This is a genomic window from Prevotella sp. AM34-19LB (assembly GCF_003468525.1).
GTDB lineage: Bacteria > Bacteroidota > Bacteroidia > Bacteroidales > Bacteroidaceae > Prevotella.
Genome location: NZ_QSIG01000036.1, coordinates 1 through 21,351, shown reverse-complemented (window position 1 = coordinate 21,351; position 21,351 = coordinate 1). Strand labels below are relative to the sequence as shown.

General features: G+C 47.2%; 24 protein-coding genes and 1 riboswitch. Of the genes, 10 read left to right on the top strand and 14 right to left on the bottom strand.

The window, feature by feature from the left end:
• Positions 1-17 precede the first annotated feature (17 nt).
• Complete coding sequence (locus tag DW830_RS16945; RefSeq protein ID WP_158573486.1) at positions 18-548, bottom strand: TonB-dependent receptor domain-containing protein; 531 nt, start codon at positions 546-548, stop codon at positions 18-20.
• Positions 545-2,302, bottom strand: a complete 1,758-nt coding sequence (locus DW830_RS11175; protein WP_158573485.1) for a TonB-dependent receptor domain-containing protein — start codon at positions 2,300-2,302, stop codon at positions 545-547. The genes DW830_RS16945 and DW830_RS11175 overlap by 4 nt, the downstream gene beginning before the upstream one ends.
• Positions 2,260-2,511, bottom strand: a riboswitch (cobalamin riboswitch). It overlaps the preceding gene by 43 nt.
• Positions 2,512-2,635: 124 nt before the next feature.
• Between DW830_RS11175 and DW830_RS11170 the strand changes: the two genes are divergently transcribed.
• Entirely contained in the window at positions 2,636-3,949 is a 1,314-nt protein-coding gene (locus tag DW830_RS11170; RefSeq protein WP_119249955.1) for a Y-family DNA polymerase, read from the top strand.
• Positions 3,950-3,997: 48 nt separating this feature from the next.
• On the top strand, positions 3,998-4,456 hold the full coding sequence (locus DW830_RS11165) for a LexA family protein (protein WP_199656126.1): 459 nt from the start codon (positions 3,998-4,000) through the stop codon (positions 4,454-4,456).
• Between the two features lie 111 nt (positions 4,457-4,567).
• Here the strand turns inward: DW830_RS11165 and DW830_RS11160 are convergent, their stop codons facing one another.
• The 4 genes from DW830_RS11160 to DW830_RS11150 all read right to left on the bottom strand — a co-directional run bounded on the left by DW830_RS11160 (position 4,568) and on the right by DW830_RS11150 (position 8,580).
• On the bottom strand, positions 4,568-5,875 hold the full coding sequence (locus DW830_RS11160) for an MFS transporter (RefSeq protein WP_119249954.1): 1,308 nt from the start codon (positions 5,873-5,875) through the stop codon (positions 4,568-4,570).
• 3 nt (positions 5,876-5,878) lie between these two features.
• On the bottom strand, positions 5,879-6,493 hold the full coding sequence (locus DW830_RS16940; protein ID WP_255415630.1) for a hypothetical protein: 615 nt from the start codon (positions 6,491-6,493) through the stop codon (positions 5,879-5,881).
• A complete protein-coding gene (locus DW830_RS16935) occupies positions 6,490-7,374 on the bottom strand; it encodes a mannitol dehydrogenase family protein (RefSeq protein ID WP_255415629.1) in 885 nt (294 codons plus the stop codon). The genes DW830_RS16940 and DW830_RS16935 overlap by 4 nt, the downstream gene beginning before the upstream one ends.
• A 201-nt stretch (positions 7,375-7,575) precedes the next feature.
• Positions 7,576-8,580 carry a LacI family DNA-binding transcriptional regulator gene (locus DW830_RS11150; protein ID WP_119249953.1) on the bottom strand — a complete coding sequence of 335 codons (1,005 nt, stop codon included), beginning with the start codon at positions 8,578-8,580 and terminating at the stop codon, positions 7,576-7,578.
• A 339-nt stretch (positions 8,581-8,919) separates the two neighbouring features.
• On the opposite strand from DW830_RS11150, the gene DW830_RS11140 reads away from it, so the two are divergent.
• The gene (locus tag DW830_RS11140) at positions 8,920-10,293 is read left to right on the top strand and encodes an NAD(P)/FAD-dependent oxidoreductase (protein ID WP_119249951.1); all 1,374 of its coding nucleotides are present in this window, start codon (positions 8,920-8,922) and stop codon (positions 10,291-10,293) included.
• 148 nt (positions 10,294-10,441) lie between these two features.
• On the opposite strand, the gene DW830_RS11135 is transcribed toward DW830_RS11140, so the two are convergent.
• From DW830_RS11135 to DW830_RS11125, 3 genes are read right to left on the bottom strand one after another with little or no spacing between them, the layout of a single operon-like run.
• Complete coding sequence (locus DW830_RS11135) at positions 10,442-10,687, bottom strand: substrate-binding domain-containing protein (RefSeq protein ID WP_233544494.1); 246 nt, start codon at positions 10,685-10,687, stop codon at positions 10,442-10,444.
• Positions 10,576-11,109: a substrate-binding domain-containing protein gene (locus tag DW830_RS11130; RefSeq protein WP_119249949.1), complete on the bottom strand. Its 534-nt coding sequence runs from the start codon at positions 11,107-11,109 to the stop codon at positions 10,576-10,578. Before DW830_RS11130 ends, DW830_RS11135 begins: the two co-directional genes overlap by 112 nt.
• The gene (locus tag DW830_RS11125) at positions 11,109-11,447 is read right to left on the bottom strand and encodes a LacI family DNA-binding transcriptional regulator (RefSeq protein ID WP_119249948.1); all 339 of its coding nucleotides are present in this window, start codon (positions 11,445-11,447) and stop codon (positions 11,109-11,111) included. The genes DW830_RS11130 and DW830_RS11125 overlap by 1 nt, the downstream gene beginning before the upstream one ends.
• 282 nt (positions 11,448-11,729) lie before the next feature.
• On the opposite strand from DW830_RS11125, the gene DW830_RS11120 reads away from it, so the two are divergent.
• The 6 genes from DW830_RS11120 (at position 11,730) to DW830_RS11100 (ending at position 16,705) form a co-directional block, all read left to right on the top strand.
• Positions 11,730-13,178, top strand: coding sequence for an MFS transporter (locus tag DW830_RS11120; RefSeq protein ID WP_233544493.1), 1,449 nt, complete (start codon positions 11,730-11,732; stop codon positions 13,176-13,178).
• 69 nt (positions 13,179-13,247) lie between these two features.
• The gene (locus DW830_RS11115; RefSeq protein WP_233544492.1) at positions 13,248-14,087 is read left to right on the top strand and encodes an alcohol dehydrogenase catalytic domain-containing protein; all 840 of its coding nucleotides are present in this window, start codon (positions 13,248-13,250) and stop codon (positions 14,085-14,087) included.
• On the top strand, positions 14,027-14,296 hold the full coding sequence (locus DW830_RS17375; RefSeq protein WP_233544491.1) for a hypothetical protein: 270 nt from the start codon (positions 14,027-14,029) through the stop codon (positions 14,294-14,296). Before DW830_RS11115 ends, DW830_RS17375 begins: the two co-directional genes overlap by 61 nt.
• Before the next feature lie 168 nt (positions 14,297-14,464).
• Complete coding sequence (locus DW830_RS11110) at positions 14,465-15,349, top strand: carbohydrate kinase family protein (RefSeq protein WP_119249964.1); 885 nt, start codon at positions 14,465-14,467, stop codon at positions 15,347-15,349.
• A gap of 162 nt (positions 15,350-15,511) precedes the next feature.
• Entirely contained in the window at positions 15,512-16,246 is a 735-nt protein-coding gene (locus DW830_RS11105) for a hypothetical protein (protein ID WP_119249946.1), read from the top strand.
• Positions 16,247-16,315: 69 nt separating this feature from the next.
• Positions 16,316-16,705, top strand: coding sequence for a VOC family protein (locus DW830_RS11100; RefSeq protein ID WP_119249945.1), 390 nt, complete (start codon positions 16,316-16,318; stop codon positions 16,703-16,705).
• A gap of 184 nt (positions 16,706-16,889) precedes the next feature.
• Here the strand turns inward: DW830_RS11100 and DW830_RS11095 are convergent, their stop codons facing one another.
• Both DW830_RS11095 and DW830_RS11090 read right to left on the bottom strand, forming a co-directional pair.
• Positions 16,890-17,222 (bottom strand): cupin domain-containing protein, encoded by a 333-nt coding sequence (locus tag DW830_RS11095; protein WP_022122055.1) that lies wholly within the window; start codon positions 17,220-17,222, stop codon positions 16,890-16,892.
• 85 nt (positions 17,223-17,307) lie between these two features.
• Positions 17,308-17,856, bottom strand: coding sequence for an NUDIX hydrolase (locus DW830_RS11090; RefSeq protein WP_119249944.1), 549 nt, complete (start codon positions 17,854-17,856; stop codon positions 17,308-17,310).
• Positions 17,857-18,038: 182 nt separating this feature from the next.
• On the opposite strand from DW830_RS11090, the gene DW830_RS11085 reads away from it, so the two are divergent.
• The gene (locus tag DW830_RS11085; protein WP_119249943.1) at positions 18,039-18,530 is read left to right on the top strand and encodes a GAF domain-containing protein; all 492 of its coding nucleotides are present in this window, start codon (positions 18,039-18,041) and stop codon (positions 18,528-18,530) included.
• Here the strand turns inward: DW830_RS11085 and DW830_RS11080 are convergent.
• The 3 genes from DW830_RS11080 to DW830_RS11065 form a co-directional block, all read right to left on the bottom strand.
• The gene (locus tag DW830_RS11080) at positions 18,498-19,652 is read right to left on the bottom strand and encodes an acyloxyacyl hydrolase (protein WP_158573483.1); all 1,155 of its coding nucleotides are present in this window, start codon (positions 19,650-19,652) and stop codon (positions 18,498-18,500) included. The genes DW830_RS11085 and DW830_RS11080 overlap by 33 nt on opposite strands.
• 331 nt (positions 19,653-19,983) lie before the next feature.
• Positions 19,984-20,202, bottom strand: a complete 219-nt coding sequence (locus DW830_RS11070) for a DUF3791 domain-containing protein (RefSeq protein ID WP_117663475.1) — start codon at positions 20,200-20,202, stop codon at positions 19,984-19,986.
• Positions 20,203-20,215: 13 nt separating this feature from the next.
• Positions 20,216-20,530: a HigA family addiction module antitoxin gene (locus DW830_RS11065; protein WP_233544490.1), complete on the bottom strand. Its 315-nt coding sequence runs from the start codon at positions 20,528-20,530 to the stop codon at positions 20,216-20,218.
• Between the last annotated feature and the right edge of the window lie 821 nt (positions 20,531-21,351).

The window sequence follows — 21,351 nt, the reverse complement described above, 5'->3', positions numbered from 1 at the left end:
TCCAACCATCCGGCTTTCTATAAGGTAAGCGAAGCTGTGGCTTGCCAACTCCTGCCCGGCATCGGATAATACTTAATTACCTCATATTGCTTGTTGAAGGCATTGAGCAGGGAGAAACTGAGTTTCAGGTCACTGCCCGACTCAGCATTCCTCTTTCTCTTTCCGAGCGAAAACTCTCTCGATAAGGTGAAAGTATGCTCCTGATACGCTTTCATCCGATATTCATCCGTGCACTGTATCATGCTCCATCGCTCGCCCACAGCCTGCATCTGCCATCCCACAGACACCCAGGGATTGCGCCATACGGCAGAAACATTGCCCGAATGGCGAGGCGTATAAGGTAACTGATGGCGGTAATAGCCCTTCTTGCTGTCCGTCTTATCCACCGCATACTGATAGGTGTAGGAAGCATCCACATCCAAAGCCATCTTCCGTCCCATCGGAACACCGAGCGAAACCGTAGCATCTACGCCCTTGATTTCCACTCGTCCGAAATTCACCATCTTCCATACATAGGTAGTCGGGAAAGCCACAATCTTATCCGTCACCTTATTATAATAGGTGTCAAGAGTGGCTTGCAGACTGATTCCACGAGTCGGATTCCGCAGCGATTTCCCTCTAACTGATGCGCCCAAGTTACACCGAGGTTCCATTCCGTAGCATTCTCAGGTTTGAGATTCGTATTGCCGATGTGCAGGTAATACATATCCGTGAAAGTCGGCACGCGATAGGTGCTCTTCATCATCGCCCTGAGATAGAGCGTTTCATCGGCAAGCAGACGATAGTTCATGGCGATGCTTGGCGAAATCCGCTTTCGGTCGGCAGGAATCCGGGCATTTACTGAAGAGGATGAGCCGGAAGAACCGGAAGATGAGGATGAGTCGGAAGAACCTTTATCCTCTTTCGAAGCTTTTTCGGAAATGTAGGTTCCTACAAGATTCCCATCCACCTGCCATCTCTGCCATTTCCATCTCAGCGACCAGGCGGTCTGCGATGAGTAGCGGGTAGGATTAGGCTGTGAAACAACATTGGTGCGAAGATCGCCGATGGAGAAATCTTCGGCAAGTGCCGTTGTCCACCCCCAACCCAGATTATAACCTATCGTGGCAGAAGCATAATACTCATTCTGCCGGGCAATATCCGTCAGTTTTCCGCCCTGATATTTCACATTGTAATCTTCATATTTCGACCACGTATGAGCGTATTTCAACCTTGCGTTCAGCGCAAGACGGGGAGCCAGCTGCGATTTCCAAACCATCTGGGCGAAGCAGCTCTCATCCCACATCCGCTCTTCAGCATCAGAATTGTAGAGAATCACCACTCCCGGCAATCCACGTTTGGAATTGTAATAGGACACCTTGGCAGAAAGTTCGTTTTTATCCCAACGATGGAAGAGATTCACCTCTCCCTGCCCCGACAGAATATCAGAATTATAGCGCTTGTGGTGCTCCTTGTATCTTCCGTTCTGAATCGTGAAAGGATAGACTCCATCTGCCCTCACCATATTGGCGTCGAAAGTAAGAGCTGTCTGACTGCTGAGCCGCTGGCTATATTGAAGGGAAGGCGTGAACAAGCCCCAGGAACCTGTCTTGGCGTTCACTTTCAGCTGCCAGGGCTGCGGAGAAGTCCAGTCTATCCCACGGCTTTCGATGCTCAGGATTCCAGCCGAAGCATAATGCCGAGCCGACTGCATCAGGTCACTACCCTGCCCGATTGCCACCGAGAGCTGGCGGATATTGGAAAGCGAATATCTCGACACGTCAATCTGTCCTGCCTGCATATTGCTCACCACGATTCCATCGTAGCTCACCGCCGTATGGCAGGCGCCCAGACTTCTCACACTCACCGTCTGCAGTCCACCGATTCCACCATAGTCACGCACCTGCACACCAGCCATTCGTTTGGCAGCATCTCCCACTGAGGTAATGCCCAGCAACTGAAGTTCAGAACTGGTGATGGTCTGTACAGGAGTCACGCTCGAAAGGGCACTACGGGGCTTCTTCGCTCTCACCTCCACATCATCCAGATGCTGCGTGCGAGTACGAAGGGAATCGCTTACCGGAGCCTGCATTCCTGCCCGAACCGGTTCAAGATGCTGAGCCTGGAGGGTAGAAAAACCGCTCATCCACATGGCGCCTATCAGGGCAACATGCGTTATTTTTTTCTTTTTCTTCATTCTGTTGTTTCTATTTTCTTCATCACGAACCCATCCCACGGGGTTGGATGAAATCATCTTCCTATCAGCTGCAGGGCGCAGTGATAAGAAAGGACGGCAACGGCAGGTCTTCTGACTTACATCCATCAGACAAGCGGTCTTCCCGAAAAAATGTCAGTGACCTTTTAGATGCTTGCCTGTTCTTCCCCGGTGGCATTCGTGCCCCTCATTTCGGAAGAAGATGTTTACAGCAGCGGGACTGTCCGGGCTTCTCACCCGATTCCCTTTTAATCGCAGTCCACCCCCATTCCTATAGCGGCACGTGGCGACTGCGAACCAATTGCGGGTGCAAAGGTAAGCATAAATCGCGGAATAACAAAGTTTTTCTCTAAAAAAACATAGAAAAAAATATATCTGGGATAGAGACTAGAGTTTCGAATATTTTTTGTATTTTTGCAACACGAAAAGAATAAATAAGGAATGATAGGATTAGCCGACTGCAATAACTTCTACTGTTCGTGCGAACGAGTGTTTCGCCCCGACCTGATAGGGAAACCCGTGGTTGTTCTGAGCAACAACGACGGGTGCGTCATCGCGCGCTCTGAAGAAGCCAAGGCGCTGGGCTATAAGATGGGCGACCCGTTCTATCAGGTAAAGGAAAAACTGGAGGCTGAAGGCGTGGCTATCTTCTCCAGCAACTACACGCTCTATGGCTCACTCTCCAACAGGGTAATGTCGATGCTCTCGCACTACTCACCACACATCGACCAGTACTCCATAGACGAATGCTTTTTCGATGTGGAAAACCTTTCTTCCGTCACAGATGGTTCCCTCCTCCAACAATACGGCACCAGGATTTCTGCCGATGTGCTCCAAGCCGTGGGAATCCCTATCTCCATCGGAATCGCAGAAACGAAAACCTTGGCGAAAATCGGTTCTAAGTTCGCCAAGAAATACAAGGGTTACCAGGGCTGCTGCCTCATTGATACCGATGAACGGAGACACAAGGCCTTGTCGCTGTTCCCTATAGAAGATATATGGGGTATCGGACGACAGATTTCCAAAAAGCTCGATTATATGGGCATTCGCACAGCTGCCCAGTTTGCCGATAAGAAAGAGAGTTGGGTGCGCAGCCATTTCAACATCACCACCGTGAGAACCTGGAAGGAACTGAATGGCGAGAGCTGCATCAGCATCGAGGAATTGCCCCAGAAGAAGAGCATCTGCACCAGCCGGAGCTTTGCCGATGAGGGCATCAGCGATAAGAATGTGGTAGAAGAAGCCGTGGCCAATTTCGCCGTGCGCTGTACTGAGAAATTAAGAAGACAAGGTAGCGTATGCCAGGGCATTACGGTATTTGCATGGACCTCAAGATTCAATGAGTACGTACCCGAATATACCATTCACGACTCCCTCACCCTACCCATCGCCACCAATGCGCAGGATGAGATTGTGGGCGCTGCACTTGCCATCCTTCGAGCTAGATATCCCAAACCGATAGCCGACGGACGGCCTGATCGTACAGACTTGGCATTCCATTTCAAAAAAGCTGGCGTCATCCTGTGGCAAATCTCCCCCGACAATCCTCGCCAGCAGGATCTCTTCGACCCTATCGACCGCACCAGGCAGAAGGCGCTGATGGAAGCCATCGATGCCATCAACCGCAAGAACGGCTATGGCACGATAAGGCAAGCCATACAAGGCACCGATTGCCGATTCGACTTGAAACGGGAATACATGTCAAAGCGATTCACTACGAACATCAACGAAATACTGAAGGTGAAAACCCAATGAGATACAAAATTAGCCCCTTTCAAAAAATGGGCTCCATAAACTAAGAAAATGAATAAGAATAACGATAATAAGATAAAGCTGACATTTCACCCTGCGGAATTTGGAGAGAAGATGCCGATTCCGCTGGCAGAACAAAGCGTAAAGGCAGGCTTCCCTTCGCCGGCACAAGACTATATGGAGGGAGAGATAGACCTCAACGATATTCTGGTTCGCCATCGTGAGGCCACCTTCTATGTACGTGTTTCGGGCGACAGCATGCAGGATGCAGGCATTCTCGACGGCGACCTAGCCATCGTAGACAGGCAGATAGAGCCATCCAACGGCAACTTCGTCATCGCCTTCGTGGATGGCGAATTCACCATCAAGCAATTCAAGATGGATGAGAGCGGAGCCTTCGGATGGCTCATCCCATGGAACAAAAACTTCTCCCCAATCCGGGTAGATGAGACCAACCGATTCATGATTTGGGGCGTAGTTACCTATGTGATTCATCAAATTGCAGAATGAATCATCAAATTGCAGAATAACTCTTAAAAATAAAAAAACTCGGAATGCTTCGAAAAAGGAAACATCCCGAGTTTTTTATATTCTTCTTAATTTATGTCTTACTAATGTCTTTTATACTTCCTGCTTCTTATAACCCACAAGTCCATACCAGAGGATGACGAACTCACAGAAGAGAGGAACGAGCCAGGTGAACTGCCATGAACCGATATAATCAGCAAGCAATCCCTGAAGCACAGGGAAGACGGCACCACCGAAAACTCCCATCATAAACACACCCGAAGCCTTGGAAGTATATTCCTTCAAGCCATCCACTGCCAAGGTGAAGATGCAACTCCACATGACACTATGGAACAATCCCACAACTGCCATCAGCCAGAGATTTTCGGTAAGCATGGAAATGGCCATCAATACGATTGCCGCCACCGTAACGGCGATGAGCATAGGACGAGGTGCCACGTTCTTCAAACCAGCAGAAACCATTCTACCTATCATGAATCCTCCCCAATAGAGTGTGGCAAGAAGGGCTGGAGAAAGATCGTAACCATGCCCCATCAAATCCATCGCATGAAGATTCATATTGTTGCCGATTCCCACCTCGGTTCCCACATAGAAGAAGATGGTTATCACACCATATTTCAAATGGCGGAACGACCAGATGCTGCGTTTCTTCGCATTCCTGGAATCATCAGAAGGAGTTGTCTTTCCTTCAGATTCCACATCTTGAGTTTCCTCTCTCGTACCCTCGATATCAGGAAGATTCGCCTTGGAAGTGCTCCATGTTGTAAAGGCAATGATGAGCATCATCACCAGAAAAGGAATGGTGAGCTGATCGGCAGAAACACTATCCAGGGAAACGCCGGCAAACATCACGCCCGTTACGAAGAAAGGAGCGATGGTAGTACCGAATGAATTCACCGCACAAGTGAAGTTCATGCGCTGCACCGGTTGAGTGCCCGGCAAAGGATAGGCAGCTATGTATGGATTGATAACCACCTGAAGCATTGCCGCAGACGTACCCATCAGATAGGAACCGAAAAGGAAAATGAAATATCCGAATGGTACGAAATCCTGAGAAATATGTACACCTGCCCCACCCCAATATTCAGCAATCAGCGCCGAAGCAAGATAGAAGGCAAGTCCCAGCACCATGACCAGCATCGAACGGATGAGCGTCTTCTTATAGCCCACCTTGTTGAGCAAGCGTCCCGTCTTCGCACTATTAAGCAGATAGCCCAGGAAGAAGGCGAAGGAGATAAGCGTAGCCAGGGAGTTCTTGGTAGTGGTAACCTCCGAGAGGAAGGCTATCTTCAAGGGGCCCTGACACTGACCGTTGACGGTAGTAAGGAAGCCCACTATAAAATAGATGAATGTCAGGAGCAGGAAGGGTCCTGCACTCCTGAGCGTTATCGATTGTTTCATAAATTACAAGATTTCTTCTTCCAAAACCTTCATGGCACCCTTTGCCTTGATGTCTTCCACCATCTTCAGGTAAAGCTCTACGAAATGAGAAGCTGCCTTGAGATTGGTGCTTGTAAAGGCTGAAATGCCAAGAAATTCGAGCGCATCATCGCTGTCGATGGCTTTATGGTCATCAACGGTAAGCCATGGATCAGCCACTTCGAATGCATCACCATTGTCATCTACCTGATACTTCAGATAATGACGGTAAGCAGCAAAGAGGTAAGCCACACGCTTGAACTCCACATCCTGACGCTTGCCTGAAGCATCATCAGCAATCATCTTCTCCAGGTTCGGCATCACATAAACAGGGAACTTGCTGGCACCATCGAAGCAGAGACGAGCCACCTGGTCGCTGACCATGCGATTGCCGAAGCGCTCTACCAGGCACTGCTTGTATGCCTCGAGATCAGTATCCTGTGGAGCTGGCACGTAAGGAGTGATGTCTTCGTCCATGAAGGCACGTACAAACTTACGGATTCTCTCATCGTGCATAGCTGCATCTACCTTGCGGTAACCGCCGAGGAAAGATGGATAAGAGAGCAATGTATGAGAAGCATTCAAGAGAGAAAGCTTCATATTCTCGAGGCAGTCACATCGTCAGTCATCTGAGCACCCACGGTTTCCCAAGCAGGGCGACCGGCCGCAAAGTTATCCTCTACTACCCACTGGATGAAGTCCTCGCAATAAACAGGAGCCTCATCGCAAGTGCCGTTCTGAGCATTCAGTCGCTCGATGTCATCAGGACGGGTAGCAGGAGTAATACGGTCAACCATTGAGTTAGGGAAGGTAACGTTCTCCTCCATCCAGGCAGCAAGCTCCTTGTCCTGAGCTCCCACGAAAGTCATGAATGCCTTGCGGGCTGTATTGCCATTGTGCTGCAGATTATCGCAGGAAAGGATGGTGACAGGACCATTGCCAGCAGCCTTGCGGCGACGCAATCCCTCGGCAACATATCCAAAGGCAGTAACCGGCTTGGCTGGATTCTGGATATCGTGAGCCACCTGCGCATTGTCGAGCATGAATTCGCCACTCTGACGAGAGATGTTGTATCCGCCTTCGGTGATAGTGAGGGTGATGATCTTAATATCCTTAGACGCAATCTTGTTCAGAATCTGCTCCTGCTCCTCAATACCCCAATAGAGTTCAACGAGCGCACCCAACTGATAAACCTGGATGCTGTCGTCGCGTCCACATACGGTAAGGGTGTATTCGCCGTCCTGCTTCTTCAAGGCGTGGTAGAGGCGCTCATCACCCGGGAGAATCATTGCTCCACATATACCCCAGTTCTGCTGGGTATTGTTCTCGAGGAGCATATTGGTCATAAACTCCAGGTGAGCACGATGGAAGTTACCTACTCCGAAGTGCAGAATACCTGCCTTTACCAAACTGCGGTTATAAGCATAACCTTTCACTACTTGAGTTGCATTTGCTGCGTTTGCATTTACTAAATTTGCCATAATTTTTTATTGTTAGCTGTTATTATTTAATTGTTTACTCTTTCCGAAAGCAAGCCACCTGGAAGTGTCTTTCCAGCAAGCCTATCTCTCGTTTTCGATGGCAAAGATAGTTCGTTTTTTCGAGATAAAAAGATATTTTTTTCGAAAAAAACTTGCAAACGTTCCCGCAAACGTTCCCAATTTCTGCAAACGTTTTAAATATTATTCTCCAGTAGATTCCCTACATTGCATCGTGGTCTTCAGCACCACCTGCCTGTCCTCCATCTCCGGATTGTTGATTTTCTCCATCACCAGTTCTGCCGCCTTTCTGCCCATCTCCTCCAGCGGAGGCTCCATGGTAGTAATCTGCGGAGAAACGATGGTAGATAGTTCCGTGCCCGAAAAACCAGCCACGAAGATCTCTTCCGGCACTCGTTTGCCCAAGGCACGGAGCCGATTCTGCGCACCTATCGCCAAAGTATCAGTAAAGGCGAAGACGGCATCAAATTCCACCTTATTATATATAAGGCGGTCGATGGCGTCAGCTCCATCCTTAAAGGTCATTCCCGTTTTCACGATCAGCGAAGGATCAAAAAGATGGAATTTCTCCATCGCCTCACGATAACCTAAGCCTCGCTGATAGGCATTGTAAATGTCGTCTGGTCCCTGCAGATAAACGATGCGCTTCCTGCCCAGGCGAATCAGATGCTCCACCATGAAATAAGAATCTACATTATCATCCACCACAACCTGCGGCATTTTCAATCCATACGGAATGCGGTCGTAGAAGACAATCGCCATACCGTCTGCCGCCAACTGCTGATACATTTCGAAGTTCTTGCGATAGCTGCAGAGGCTCACTATCAGACCATCCACCATAAACTGCTCCATCATCTTCAGGTTCTCCAACTCCCGCTCCGGCTTCTCATCGCTCTCGGCAATCATCACCTTCTGGTTCTTCTTGTAGAGCACTTCCTGTATTCCGTTAATCACCTGCGAAGCATAAGGGGTGTGCATCTCCGGCACGATGACACCAATGGTGTTCGTACGCCCCATCTTCAGGTTCATCGCCACCGGATTGCGCTTGTAGCCGAGTCGCTTTGCCTCTTCCACCACCATCTCGCGCGTCTCCTTGCGAATGTTCTTGTCATCCGTCAACGCTCTGGAAACAGTGGAGACCGAGATGCAGAGCGAACGGGCTATATCCTTGATAGTTACATGTTTCATTATTATGTTTTTATAAGATAAACGTTCGAATATTGAAGTTGTCGATGCAAAAATACAACATTTCCTTCAAAATCAAAAACTTTTCTTGGAAAAAGACAAGAACAACTACCAAAATGCTATCTGCATATTACATTCTGCAACATCATTTGCAAGAATATAAAATGAGAACGATTGCAACCAACTTCAATCCCATATTTCTACCCATCTTCCTTTGCCACCTCATAAAAAAGTTGTACCTTTGCAGTCGAATTTTCAGCGATGACTAGGCTATATGCCTTCTAAGAATAGAATTTTCAGCAAATATATGTATTTAGTAATTCCAAACAAACAGCAGTAGTTATGAGTATTAATATCAAGAGAAATCAGTTGAAGAGAGTTGTTATCGTAGGTGGCGGACTCGGTGGTCTTCGCTTGGCAGAAGATCTCTGCAATGCAAACCTGCAAGTGGTGTTGATTGACAAGAACAACTTCCATCAGTTCCCTCCGCTTATCTATCAGATTGCCTCGGCAGGTATCGATCCAAGTTCCATCTCCTTCCCGTTCCGCCAGATTTTCCGCAAGCGCAAGAACTTCTACTTCCGCATGGCAGAAGCGAGAGCCGTGTTCCCGGACAAGAAGATTCTGCAGACTTCCATCGGTAAGATTGAGTACGATTACCTGGTGTTCGCAGCAGGAACCACCACCAATTTCTATGGCAATGCCAACATCGAGAAATGGGCGATTCCGATGAAGACCGTTTCTGAAGCAATGGGATTGCGCAACGCCGTGCTGAGTAACCTGGAGCGTGCATTGACCTGTGCCACGGAAGCAGAGCGACAGGAACTGCTGAACGTAGTGATTGTGGGCGGTGGTGCTACAGGTGTGGAGATAGCCGGAGCCCTCTCTGAAATGAAGCGCTACGTGATTCCTTATGATTATCCTGATATGGACTCATCTCTGATGCACATCTATCTCCTGGAAGCGGGCGACAGACTGCTCGCCGGAATGTCACAGGACTCTTCTAAGAAAGCATACGAATTCCTTACCAGCATGGGTGTGGATGTACAGTTTGGCAAGATGGTAACCGACTACAAGGACCACAAGGTAATGATGAAGGATGGTCAGGAGATTCCTACCCGTACCTTCCTCTGGGTATCAGGTGTAAAGGCACAGCCTATCACGGGTATCGATGGCGACCATCTGGGCCGTGGTTTCCGAATCGTAGTAGATGAATTCAACCGCATTCCTGGCATGGACGGTCTCTTTGCCATCGGCGACCAGTGCCTCCAGACCGCCGATCCAGCTTATCCTGGCGGTCATCCACAGTTGGCTCAGGTAGCTATCCAGCAGGCAGCGCTTCTGGCAAAGAATATCCAGAAGATTGCAGAGGGAGCCACTGATTCCCAGCTCAAGCCTTTCCGCTACAAGAACCTGGGTTCTATGGCTACCATCGGAAGAAACAAGGCAGTGGTAGAACTTGGCAAGTTCCACAGCCAGGGCTTCTTTGCCTGGGTATTGTGGCTGGTAGTTCACCTCCGCTCTATCCTTGGCGTAAAGAACAAGGTAATGGTTATGCTCAACTGGCTCTGGAAGTACGTAAGCTATAACGATTCTATCCGAATGATTACCTACGCCACCAAGCCTAAGGAAGTGCGCGACCGCTTGAAGCGTGAACAGACCACTCACCTCGGTACCGACTTGCTGGAGAATGAAGAAGAGGAAGAGGAAGCTTAAGATAACGAGATAGATTAAGTTTAAATGCTTAAGATAACGAGATAGAAAACGGGTGTATCATTCAATTATATAGATGATACACCCGTTTCTTTTATACTGTTTTCTGAAACAGTTTCTTATATGCAGATTCCAGAAGTCGATACCTTTATTAAGTAGATTCCCTTATCACGGTTTCACCTCTCAATGCAATTTCCTCTATCCTTCTATAACCATCGGCAATATGCTCCAGCAGCAGTCGGCAACTTTCCTGCGCCATTTTCTCAATAGGCTGCTCCACTACCGTCAACTGAGGATGAACCAAGGTAGCCAAGGCTGTGCCCGACATGCAGCAAAGCGCCACATCCTCCGGAATACGCAAGCCACGCTTCTGGATAGCACTCTTGGCTCCCAACACAGCAGTCTCCGTAAAGCCAAAGACCGCATCAAAGGCACATTCTTCTCCAGAAAACGCTCCATCACCCAACTACCCTCTTCAGCCGACAAGGCTGGCGACAAGACATCTTGCGCCTGATACTCTATATGAAACTTTTCCAGCGCATCCCTATAACCCCTCAATCGTTCATAGCTGTTTCGGATATAAGCAGGTCCCGGGATATGAATAATATGCTTATACCCCTTGCGCAACAAAGCCTCCACCATGAAAAACGACATGATGTAATCGTCCATGTGCACCTGTGAAGCCTTTACCTTCTCCACCGTTCTATCGAAAAACACGATGGGAATGCCCCTTTCTATCACCTTATTATATAGGTCCACATTATGCTCCTTATCGCATGCACTCATCAGGATGCCATCCACACGCAGCTGCTCCATCATCAGAATGTTCTCTCTCTCCTGCTCAGGATTCTCGTTAGAATGGCAATCATTACCTTATACCCCTGCTTTCGCAAGATGGCTTGAGCATCATTGATAAAGGTCATATAGAACGTTGTTACGATTTCGGGGATGATGATACCGATGTTATGAGTACTCTGCTGGCGAAAGTTCACAGCCAGTTCGTTGCGATGATAGCCCATCCGTCCTGCTGTCTCCAATATCTTCTTCAAGGTTTCCGCCTTCACATTACCCGTATCTCCCGAAAGAGCACGCGAAACGGTGGACTTAGAAATCCCCAGTTCCCTTGCAATATCCATGATGGTTACATATTTTGCCATATCTCTTTTTCTTTCTTGTTAAATGCGCCCGCAAAGATACTTATTTTCCATGAAAGCAACAACAAAAAACAGAGAAATCTTTTTGGGAACGGTTGCGGAAAATGGGAACGGTTGCGGGAACGGTTGCGAAAAAAGAGTCGTTTTTTTTCTTGTTTCTTCTGCAAAATCGTTCTATCTTTGCAGCGTGAAAAGGAAAAAACGATTTCTCAAATCGCTCTATTCCTTCACAAAAAAAAAGAATAAACAACATTAAGTATCACAATCAAACCTAAGAAAAAGAATATGGAACAAGATTCTAAATTTCAAGCAAACAGTTCGCAAGATGACAATATGCAAGCGAATGTTTCACAAATGAGCAACTCGCAAGAGAACAATTCACAGGGAAAGGTTCCCTTCATCAGCAAACTCGCCTATGGAATGGGCGATGTAGGCTGCAACTTCAGTTGGATGTTCGTGGGCAACTTCCTCATGATTTTCTACACCGATGTATTCGGAATCAGCATGAGTGCCGTAGCAACCCTGATGCTTGTTTCCCGATTCTGGGATGCCATCAACGACCCAATCATCGGCACACTTACCGACAAGACCCACACCCGATGGGGACGATTCCGCCCATGGCTGCTCTTCGGAGCTCCTATCACGGCACTGGTACTGATACTCACTTTCTGGGCACATCCGGAATGGAGCCAGACCGCCAAGATTATCTATATGGCAGTAACCTACTGCATCCTGGTGCTGGGATATACCTGCGTGAACCTGCCTTACGGCACACTCTGCGGAGCCATGACGCAAGACATCGATGAGAGAGCCAAGCTCAACACCAGCCGTTCGGTGAGCGCCATGATGGCCATCGGAGTAATCAACATCGTAACCGTTCCGCTCATCAGCTGGTTTGGCGCAGGCGACAACAAATATGGTTATCTGGCTGTGGCTGTACTCTACGGCATCATCTTCGCAGCCTGCCATCTGTTCTGCTTCCATAAGACCAAGGAAGTGGTAGAAGTTCCTGTGGGACAGAAGCTCCCTCTAAAGGTGCAGCTTCGCTCCGTGATGAAGAACAAGCCCTATCTGCTCGCCCTTTTAGGACAGTTGCTCTTCGGTTTCATCCATTACGGACGCAATGCCGACATGCTCTACTATTTCACTTATGTAGAAGGTTCGGCAACGCTCTTCTCCTACTATTCCATGGCCATCATTGTGCCAAGCATCATAGGTGCAGCCTGCTTCCCTCTGGTATTCAGAAAAACGGGCAACAAGGGTTTCACGGCAGCCATCTTCGCTTTCCTCACCGGTATTACGATGATAGGTCTGTACTTCTTCAGCCCTAACGGCAGCGCCATCATGTTCTATCTGTTCTCAGCTTTGTCGTGGTTCTTCTTCTCAGGCTTCAATACAGCCATCTATGCCATCATCCCCGACTGTGTGGAGTATGGCGAGTGGAAGACGGGCATCAGAAACGACGGATTCCAATACGCCTTCATCTCGCTGGGCAACAAGATAGGAATGGCACTCGGCACATCGCTTCTCGCCATTGCCCTGGGCAGTGCAGGATATGTAAGCAACGCTGTGCAGAATCCAGAAGTATTGAACATCATGCACCACGCCTTCAGCACCATTCCGGGAGTCTTGTGGATCGTCACCGCAGGATGCCTCTGCTTCTACAAGCTCAACAAGAAGCAATACAAGCAGATCATGACCGATCTGGAGAATAAGAAGAAAGAAAGAAAATAAGAAGAAATAAAAAAACGGGATCTTTTATCCCACCAACTATAACAATAACAATTTCAAAACATTATAATTATGAGACAGGCAATATTGGTAGAACCAAAGCACATCGAATTCAAGGAAGTAGCAGAACCAAAGGCAGCAGACTTAACTGCTCATCAGGTTCTCGTCAACATCAAGCGCATCGGCATCTGCGGTAGCGAGATTCACTCTTACCACGGTCTTCACCCAGCCACCTTCTACCCAGTGGTTCAGGGACATGAGTACTCAGGAGTGGTTATGGCTGTAGGCAGCGAAGTTACCGTCTGCAAGCCTGGCGACCATATCACCGCTCGCCCACAGTTGGTTTGCGGCAAGTGCAACCCTTGCAAGCGCGGACAGTATAATGTTTGTGAGCACCTGCGTGTTCAGGCTTTCCAGGCAGATGGTGCTGCACAGGATTTCTTTGTTGTAGATGACGATCGCGTGGCTAAGTTGCCAGAAGGCATGAGCCTAGACTATGGTGCCATGATTGAGCCTTCAGCCGTTGGTGCCCATGCCAGCAACCGCACCGATGTGAAGGGTAAGAATGTAGTAGTGAGCGGGGCAGGAACCATCGGCAACCTCATAGCCCAGTTCTGCATTGCCCGTGGCGCCAAGAATGTACTCATTACCGATGTAAGCGACCTCCGCCTGGCTAAGGCTCGCGAGTGCGGCATCAAGCATACCCTCAACATCACCAAGAAGACCTTGAAGGAGGCAGCCCAGGAACTCTTCGGTGAGGAAGGCTATCAGGTAGGTTTCGAAGTAGCTGGTGTAGAAGTTTCCATCCGTTCGCTGATGGAGACCATCGAGAAGGTAGCGACATCGTTGTTGTGGCAGTCTTTGCCAAGGACCCAGCCCTCAGCATGTTCTATCTGGGCGAGCATGAGTTGAGACTCATCGGTTCGATGATGTATCGCCACGAAGATTATCTCACTGCCATCGATTACGTAAGCAAGGGCATCGTCAACCTCAAGCCACTCGTAAGCAACCGCTTCGCCTTCGAGGAATACGATGACGCCTATAAGTTTATCGATGCTCATCGCGAAACCAGCATGAAGGTTCTCATCGATTTCGAACAGAAACCTGGAGAGAAGAAGTAAAGGATTGAAGAGAAGAAACATACTGCAAACGATTGCAGAAATTGGAAACGATTGCGGGAACGTTTGCAGAAAGTTTAGATGATTTTTCTTTGTGAAGGTAGCTGAAAAATGCTACCTTTGCAACAGAAATCAAGTAACATCTCTAACATTCTTAAAGTAAAAATGACAATGGAAAAGAAACAATCAGTGATAGGTATCGGTGAGGCACTCTTCGATGTGCTTCCAGAAGGAAAGAAGCTAGGTGGCGCTCCTGCCAACTTTGCTTACCACGTTTCACAGTTCGGACTCGAGAGCTGTGCGGTCAGCGCAATGGGCAATGATGAGCTGGGCAAGGAACTGGAGAAGGAATTCAACGATCACCATCTCAACTATCAGATAGACAAGGTAGCCTACCCTACAGGCACCGTCCAGGTTTCGCTCGATGCCAACGGCATTCCTTGCTACGACATCAAGGAGGGAGCAGCCTGGGACAACATCCCCTACACGCCAGCCCTGGAGAAGTTGGCAAAGAATTGCACCGCAGCCTGCTTCGGTTCGCTGGCTCAGCGCAACGAGGTTTCCCGCAACACCATCTATCGCTTCCTCGACCACATGCCTAAGGGAGAAGGAATCCTCAAAATCTTCGACATCAATCTCCGTCAGGGATTCTATGATAAGGATATTATCACCGAGAGCATCAAGCGATGTAACATCCTCAAAATCAACGATGAGGAACTGATCACCGTAAGCCGCATCTTCGGCTATCCGGGCATCGACTTGGAGAATAAATGCTGGCTCCTCTTGGGCAAGTACAATCTGAAGATGCTCATTCTTACCTGCGGTGTAAACGGCAGCTATGTGTTCACCCCTGGCGAAGTTTCGTTTATAGAGACTCCGAAGGTGGAAGTGGCTGATACGGTGGGTGCAGGCGATTCATTCACAGGTGCATTCGTGGCAAGCATCCTAAAGGGCAAGAGCGTAAGAGAGGCACATGAATTGGCAGTAAAGGTTTCGGCATTCGTCTGTACACAGAATGGAGCCATGCCTGTTTTGCCTGATGAATTTACCAAGTAAAGCCACATTTGCCCAAAGATATTTGCGAAAAAGCAGTACAAATATAAAGCTGCACGTTTTATTATTTTTGATTTTTAGTTAAGGTTTATAAGGTTCAAAAAGTTATTAGTTTATTTTAGTAAGTTTTAGTTAGGTTCAAAAAGTTTATTTTGTAGTAAAACCATGAAAAGAATTGTAGTTATTGTTTTGATGATGGCAGCTTGCCTGGGAAACGCCCAGGCACAGCTCCATCTGAAAGCCAACGTGCAGAACAATCATCTGTGGCGTGGCATGGAAGTTTCCGACGGCATCGTCCTCCTCACCGACCTGAGCTATACGATGGCCAACGACCACGTTACCGTGGGACTTTGGGGTGGCTGCAACTCGGAAGGCTCCTACAAGGAGTTTAACCATTATCTGAATCTGAAGGCTGGCGGTTGGGGGTTCGCCCTGTGGGACACCTACAACTTCTCCCCTGATGCCACCTATAATAATAAGGAATACTGGAACTACTCAGCCCATACCACCGGCCGATTCCTCGATGCTACATTGAGCTACCGGTTCCAGGACGAGAAGTTTCCACTGCTCCTGAGCTGGTCAACGGTAGTCTTCGGACGCGACCGCAACAGCGACAATACGAAGCAGAAATATTCCACCTTCGCCTATGCGGAATACCCTATCTACCAGAAGGACGGCTGGAAGGTTGATGCAGGAGTAGGTGGAGCCTTCGCCCTTAACAGAGCTGGCGAGGATGCCCACTTCTTCGGAACCACGGCAGGCATCGTTCACGTATCGCTGCAAGCCAGCCACGACCTCAAGCTCGGCAACTATACCGTTCCGGTTTATACCAAGGGCATGTGGAATCCGCAGAGCAACCAGAGTTATTTCCAGATTGGAGCAGAAATCATCCGCTTCTAAATCTTCAAGAAAATACAGAAAGTTTTATCATAACAATCATCTAAACACAAATTCATTAAGAAAATCATTATGAAGATTAAAGATTTTACAACAGGCGTGCAGCACATCGGCATTCCTACCAACGACATCAACAAGACCATTGAGTTTTATCATGCCCTGGGCTTCGAGACAGCCCTCTGCACAGTAAACGGCACCGAGGAAGTAGCCTTCCTCCAGCTCCACAATCTCATCATCGAGACCTATCAGAACCATCAGGCAAAGATGGAATATGGAGCCATCGACCACATCGCCATCGATGTAAAGAACATAGACGATCTCTTTCTAGTTGTAAAGGAAGCCGGAATCTTCAAGATGCTGGATCAGCAGGTAAATGGTCTTCCATTCTGGGAGAACGGTGTAAAGTTCTTCACCATCGAGGGTCCAAACAAGGAGAAAATCGAGTTCTGCGAGAAACTCTAACCCGCAGCCGGCTTTTAGATAAAAACAGATTAGCATAGCTATATAAAGAGAAAGAAAGAGAGAGAGATAAAAATGACGAAAGTCCAACTTGGAGCCTTTCAGAGAGAGAGGCATCCGAGTTGGACTTTCTTTTTTTGTTTTCCTTGAGGAATATGATGCGTTTTCCCCTAATACTTCAAGGATATTAATGATGCTCAGGCACAATGGCGAGATACACCAGATCATGGTCGGTGAGGTTCTCCATATAATGAGCATGGTTCATCGGGCAGTAATGCACCTGTCCCTGGCGAACCTCCTCCACGGTATCATCATAATGGAAAGTAGCAGTGCCGCTAACCACATAGATAATCTCGCAGTTGCCCTCATGAGTATGAAGACCAGTTGATGCACCCGGACGCAAGGTAGAATACATAATCTTCACCTTGTCATCCACATAGTTACGAGTATCGAGTTTACCCTGTCCACCCTTGAAGCCCTCCAAGTGAGCCTCAGCAATCTTTTCGAAATCTATTACCATCTTTATAATGTTTATTGTTTAATATCTATTGCTTACAGTCTATTGTCTGCTGTTTACTTGGCTTTTATAAATGAAACCCTGCAGCTTACTTTGCTTTCGCAAAATACTTCCAGAGCGGAGCAGCCATCAGGCTCTGCCAGATTTCACCCTTCTCCAGCATTTCCATCACTTCTTCCCTGGAGAAGAGGCGAACCTCGATATCCTCAGCCTGGTCAAGATGCTGAACATCCATGCGCTCCACATCCGTAGCCAGATAGCAATGGGTAAGATTGGTATGCGTGCTCGGATTAGCCGAAATCGTCATCCACTTCTGCCAGTTACCGCCACCGAATCCAGTCTCTTCCATCAGTTCTCGCTTGGCAGCATCCATCGGGTCCTCGCCCTTCTCTATCACTCCAGCGCAGAGTTCATTCACCGTCTTCCCTATTGCATAGCGATACTGGCGAACAAAGACGAACTCTCCCTCCTTCGTAATGGCGATGGTATTTACCCAATCAGGATATTCCAGCACGTAATATTCATCAATGATGGCACCCGTAGGCAATTCCACCTTATCCACTCGTGCCGTGAGCCAAGGCTTCTCTATCAGATACTTCTGAGAGAGCGTCTTCCATTTCATATCTTTATCAGCCATTTTCTTACTTCATTTAAAATCAGACTTTTCTTTCTCTTAATTGATAGTGCAAAAGTACAAAAAAAGATTGAAAGGATAGAAATATTTCTATAAAAAAGACAGTTTTTCAATTTATTTATTATACTTTTGCAGAAATAGTATATCTAAACTGATAATAGAAAAAATTGAAAAGTAAAGACATCATGGCAGAACATCTTATTATAAAAGGAGAAACGAAGGAGGAACTTTACGCTACCCTCCTTCCTCAGCTCAAGTCACTCGTAGAGGGCGAAAGCGACATCATCGCCAATATGGCGAATATTTCAGCGTGCATCATGGACACCTTCCGCTTTTGGTGGGTAGGCTTCTACAGGGTCATCGATGGAACCCTTGTGCTGGGTCCTTTCCAGGGACCGCTGGCCTGCACCCGCATCAAACGGGGCAAGGGTGTTTGCGGAACGGCTTGGGATAAAGCGGAGACCATCGTGGTAGAAGATGTAGAGAAATTTCCAGGTCACATCGCCTGTAGCAGTGCCTCCCGTTCAGAGATTGTCGTACCCGTTATCCGAAACGGTGAGGTGATCGCCGTACTGGATATTGACAGTGAACACCTCAATACCTTTGATGACATTGACAAGGAATGGCTGGAGAAAGTGGCAGAATTATTTGCCGCCAAAGCGCCATCCCAAGCCTAGCATCAGATTGTTAGGAGTCTTGAAATCCACCAGACTGTAGCCGATGTGCAGCATGGCACGTCGGCTCACATGAATCTTCAGGGCAAGCACCTCATATACCCCCCCCCTGAAATCATTGCGATTGCCAAGCAGATAGGTTCCGGCACCGAAGTTGATGCTGAAATAAGGCATGGCAAACTCGCCACGAGCCGAAAGACCCAGAGCTGCCTGAGTACTAAACTTGTGCTCCACATCCTCGCCCCAAGGATCATTCTCCCTGCTAGCCGAACGGTCGTACACACCATCAAGCGAAGCACCCAAACTCAGCCACGGGTTCAACCGGTACATCGGGTTGACATTGAAGCCCATCACGGCATACTTGCCATCCAGCAGATAGCTCGACACATCATCATGTGCTATACCCTGCTTCCATGCGCCATACAATACCACATCCGTGTAAAGTCCACGCCTATCCGGCAGCTTCTCCCGCTCCACCTTCGGCATAGCCAATGGTTGTCGGTTGATGTAATAAGCCAGTCCCAATCTTATGCCGCCTGTGTTAAGTCCCATGTTAGGATAAGTGGTGTTGCCATTAGAGAAATGAGTCAGCGAAATACCGGCATTCAGGTCGAGATATTTCGAGAGCATCCACTTCATATACAAATCAACATCAATATATGCCGTTGCCTTTGAGCCAATCACCTTGTTTTCAGGATTGTTCTGCTCGTCGTAGGCATTCCATCCGAACGCCATTCCCAGATTCCACTCATAGTTGAGCGACACCCTGCGGGATAGGTTCACAATCGGTGCCCCCTGAAACAGATACACGGATATCGGATTTGCCAGCCACTGGTTAAACTCATGTCTAGCCAAGCCTACACCCTGATACGCCCCCTGATAGATGGAGCCAGGTCTCACCTCCTCCTTATTCATGAAGGCATACTTCAGTGTAAATGTCATGTCGTGATTCATCGTCCGGGCCTCATCATTTCCTCCACGCAAAAACTCGTTGGTATGGAAGATGGTAGATGGCACCGCATCCAGTGCGATGCGGTGTATAGTCTTGCAGCTATCCTCCTGCGAAGAGGCAGGCAATGCCATGGCAGCAAGCATCGATATAACCAATAAACTTAGTTTCATCATTCTTTCCAACACTCCACTATTAATCATTAAGAATGTTTCTCTCTCCAAACCTCCTCTGCTAAATATTTTTCGCTTCGACAATGCAGGTCGGCAACCCCCTCCTCCATCAATTGTATCGTTTCTGAATTATAAAACATATCCATCGCATCATCTAATGATACGTTATACATCTCACTAATTTCAGATATAATTCTAGCGAACTTTGCCTCCAGTATAGCATGCCAACCTCATCATGCAAGATTATATTGTTTGTCATAATCTTATACTTTCTTTAAATACTAAACAATTATCTAATAATTTCTGAGAACGAACACATAGTTGATTTAAACTCTCATGGGGCTAGCACTCCTTTCTCTTTCATGAAATCAACAAGATCTTCCATCAGATACTCCTTGCTAAAAGTATGGAGCACATCATAGCTTGGGATAATATAATCAGTAAGTATACCAGAAGTCTTTAGACGCTGATATACATCACGAGCATTCAATCCCAATCTGCGAGATAAGTTGCCTATGCAATATGTTACAAAATCAATATTATCACTATTCATAACTTCAGCTTTTTTACAAGGCTACTGCCACCCTCCTTACCTTAGCCAATCTAGCCATAAAAGTAGTATCACTTTTTGTAGATTGCAAATTATATCTCATCTGCATTTTCAACAAAGGCTCAGCATTCACTCCAAGTGCAGCCTCAAAGAGTAGAGCTGTTTTTTCCGTCACAGGGCGACGTGCATTCAGAATTTCGTTCAGAGCAGAATAGGCAATACCCATTTCCTCAGCCAACTGTCGCTGAGAAATTCCACGATATTCTATCTCATCCTTCAGAACATCTCCAGGATACGTAGGAAAAGCCGGAGTCATATCGTTTGCCCGCATTTCCTTTATTGTTTTTTTATCGTTGCTCATAACTACATTATTTATAATAGTTTGATGCTGCAAAGATAATATTTAAATTCGATATTCACAAATTTTGTGAAGGAAACTTTGGCTAAACAACAATAATTGTGATTATCTATGTTAAAAATCATAAGATTTGATTACTTCCCGACTTGCAACTCAGCTCTTATTCATGAAATATGTCACAATATCTATTTTGCAAGTCTTTGTTTTCAAGATATTTAGGTTTGGTGACCTTCATCTGATGAACCCCACCAACTTTTCGATTCTACCAAGCATAAACTGGAAGAAACGGTGAAGGCTACTGATAAGCCTCCACCGTTTGTCACTTTATTTCTTTGCTCTAACGAATATATAACATTACCTAGTTTTATAAAACCCAAAGCAGCTACAACAAGACATTAAATCTCACAGGCTCCTCGCCTGTACGTAATTTGTAGGCTTCATAAAGCATCTTCTGCATCTTATCAACATAAGTTTTTTCTGCGAAAAAGTCTCATAGTCTCATTTTTGCCCTCAAAATACCAGTTATCTTTCTGATGATTAACAACTTAACATCAATGACACTTCTTGAAAAATGCGGCAAGAAGTATCATCAATGTATCATAGAAGTATCATCATATTATGGTCGTACAACTAAAGGGGTTATAGTTGTACGCAGGGCAGACGCATTAAATTGCGCTGCCCTCCAAAAGTTTTGACAGGTACTCTTCATCCCAGCCTGCCTTCAATCTTTTCAGGTTGAGACTTCCCTTGGTCGCCTTGTCATTTTTCAAGATGGAGAGGGCCATTTTGCTTAT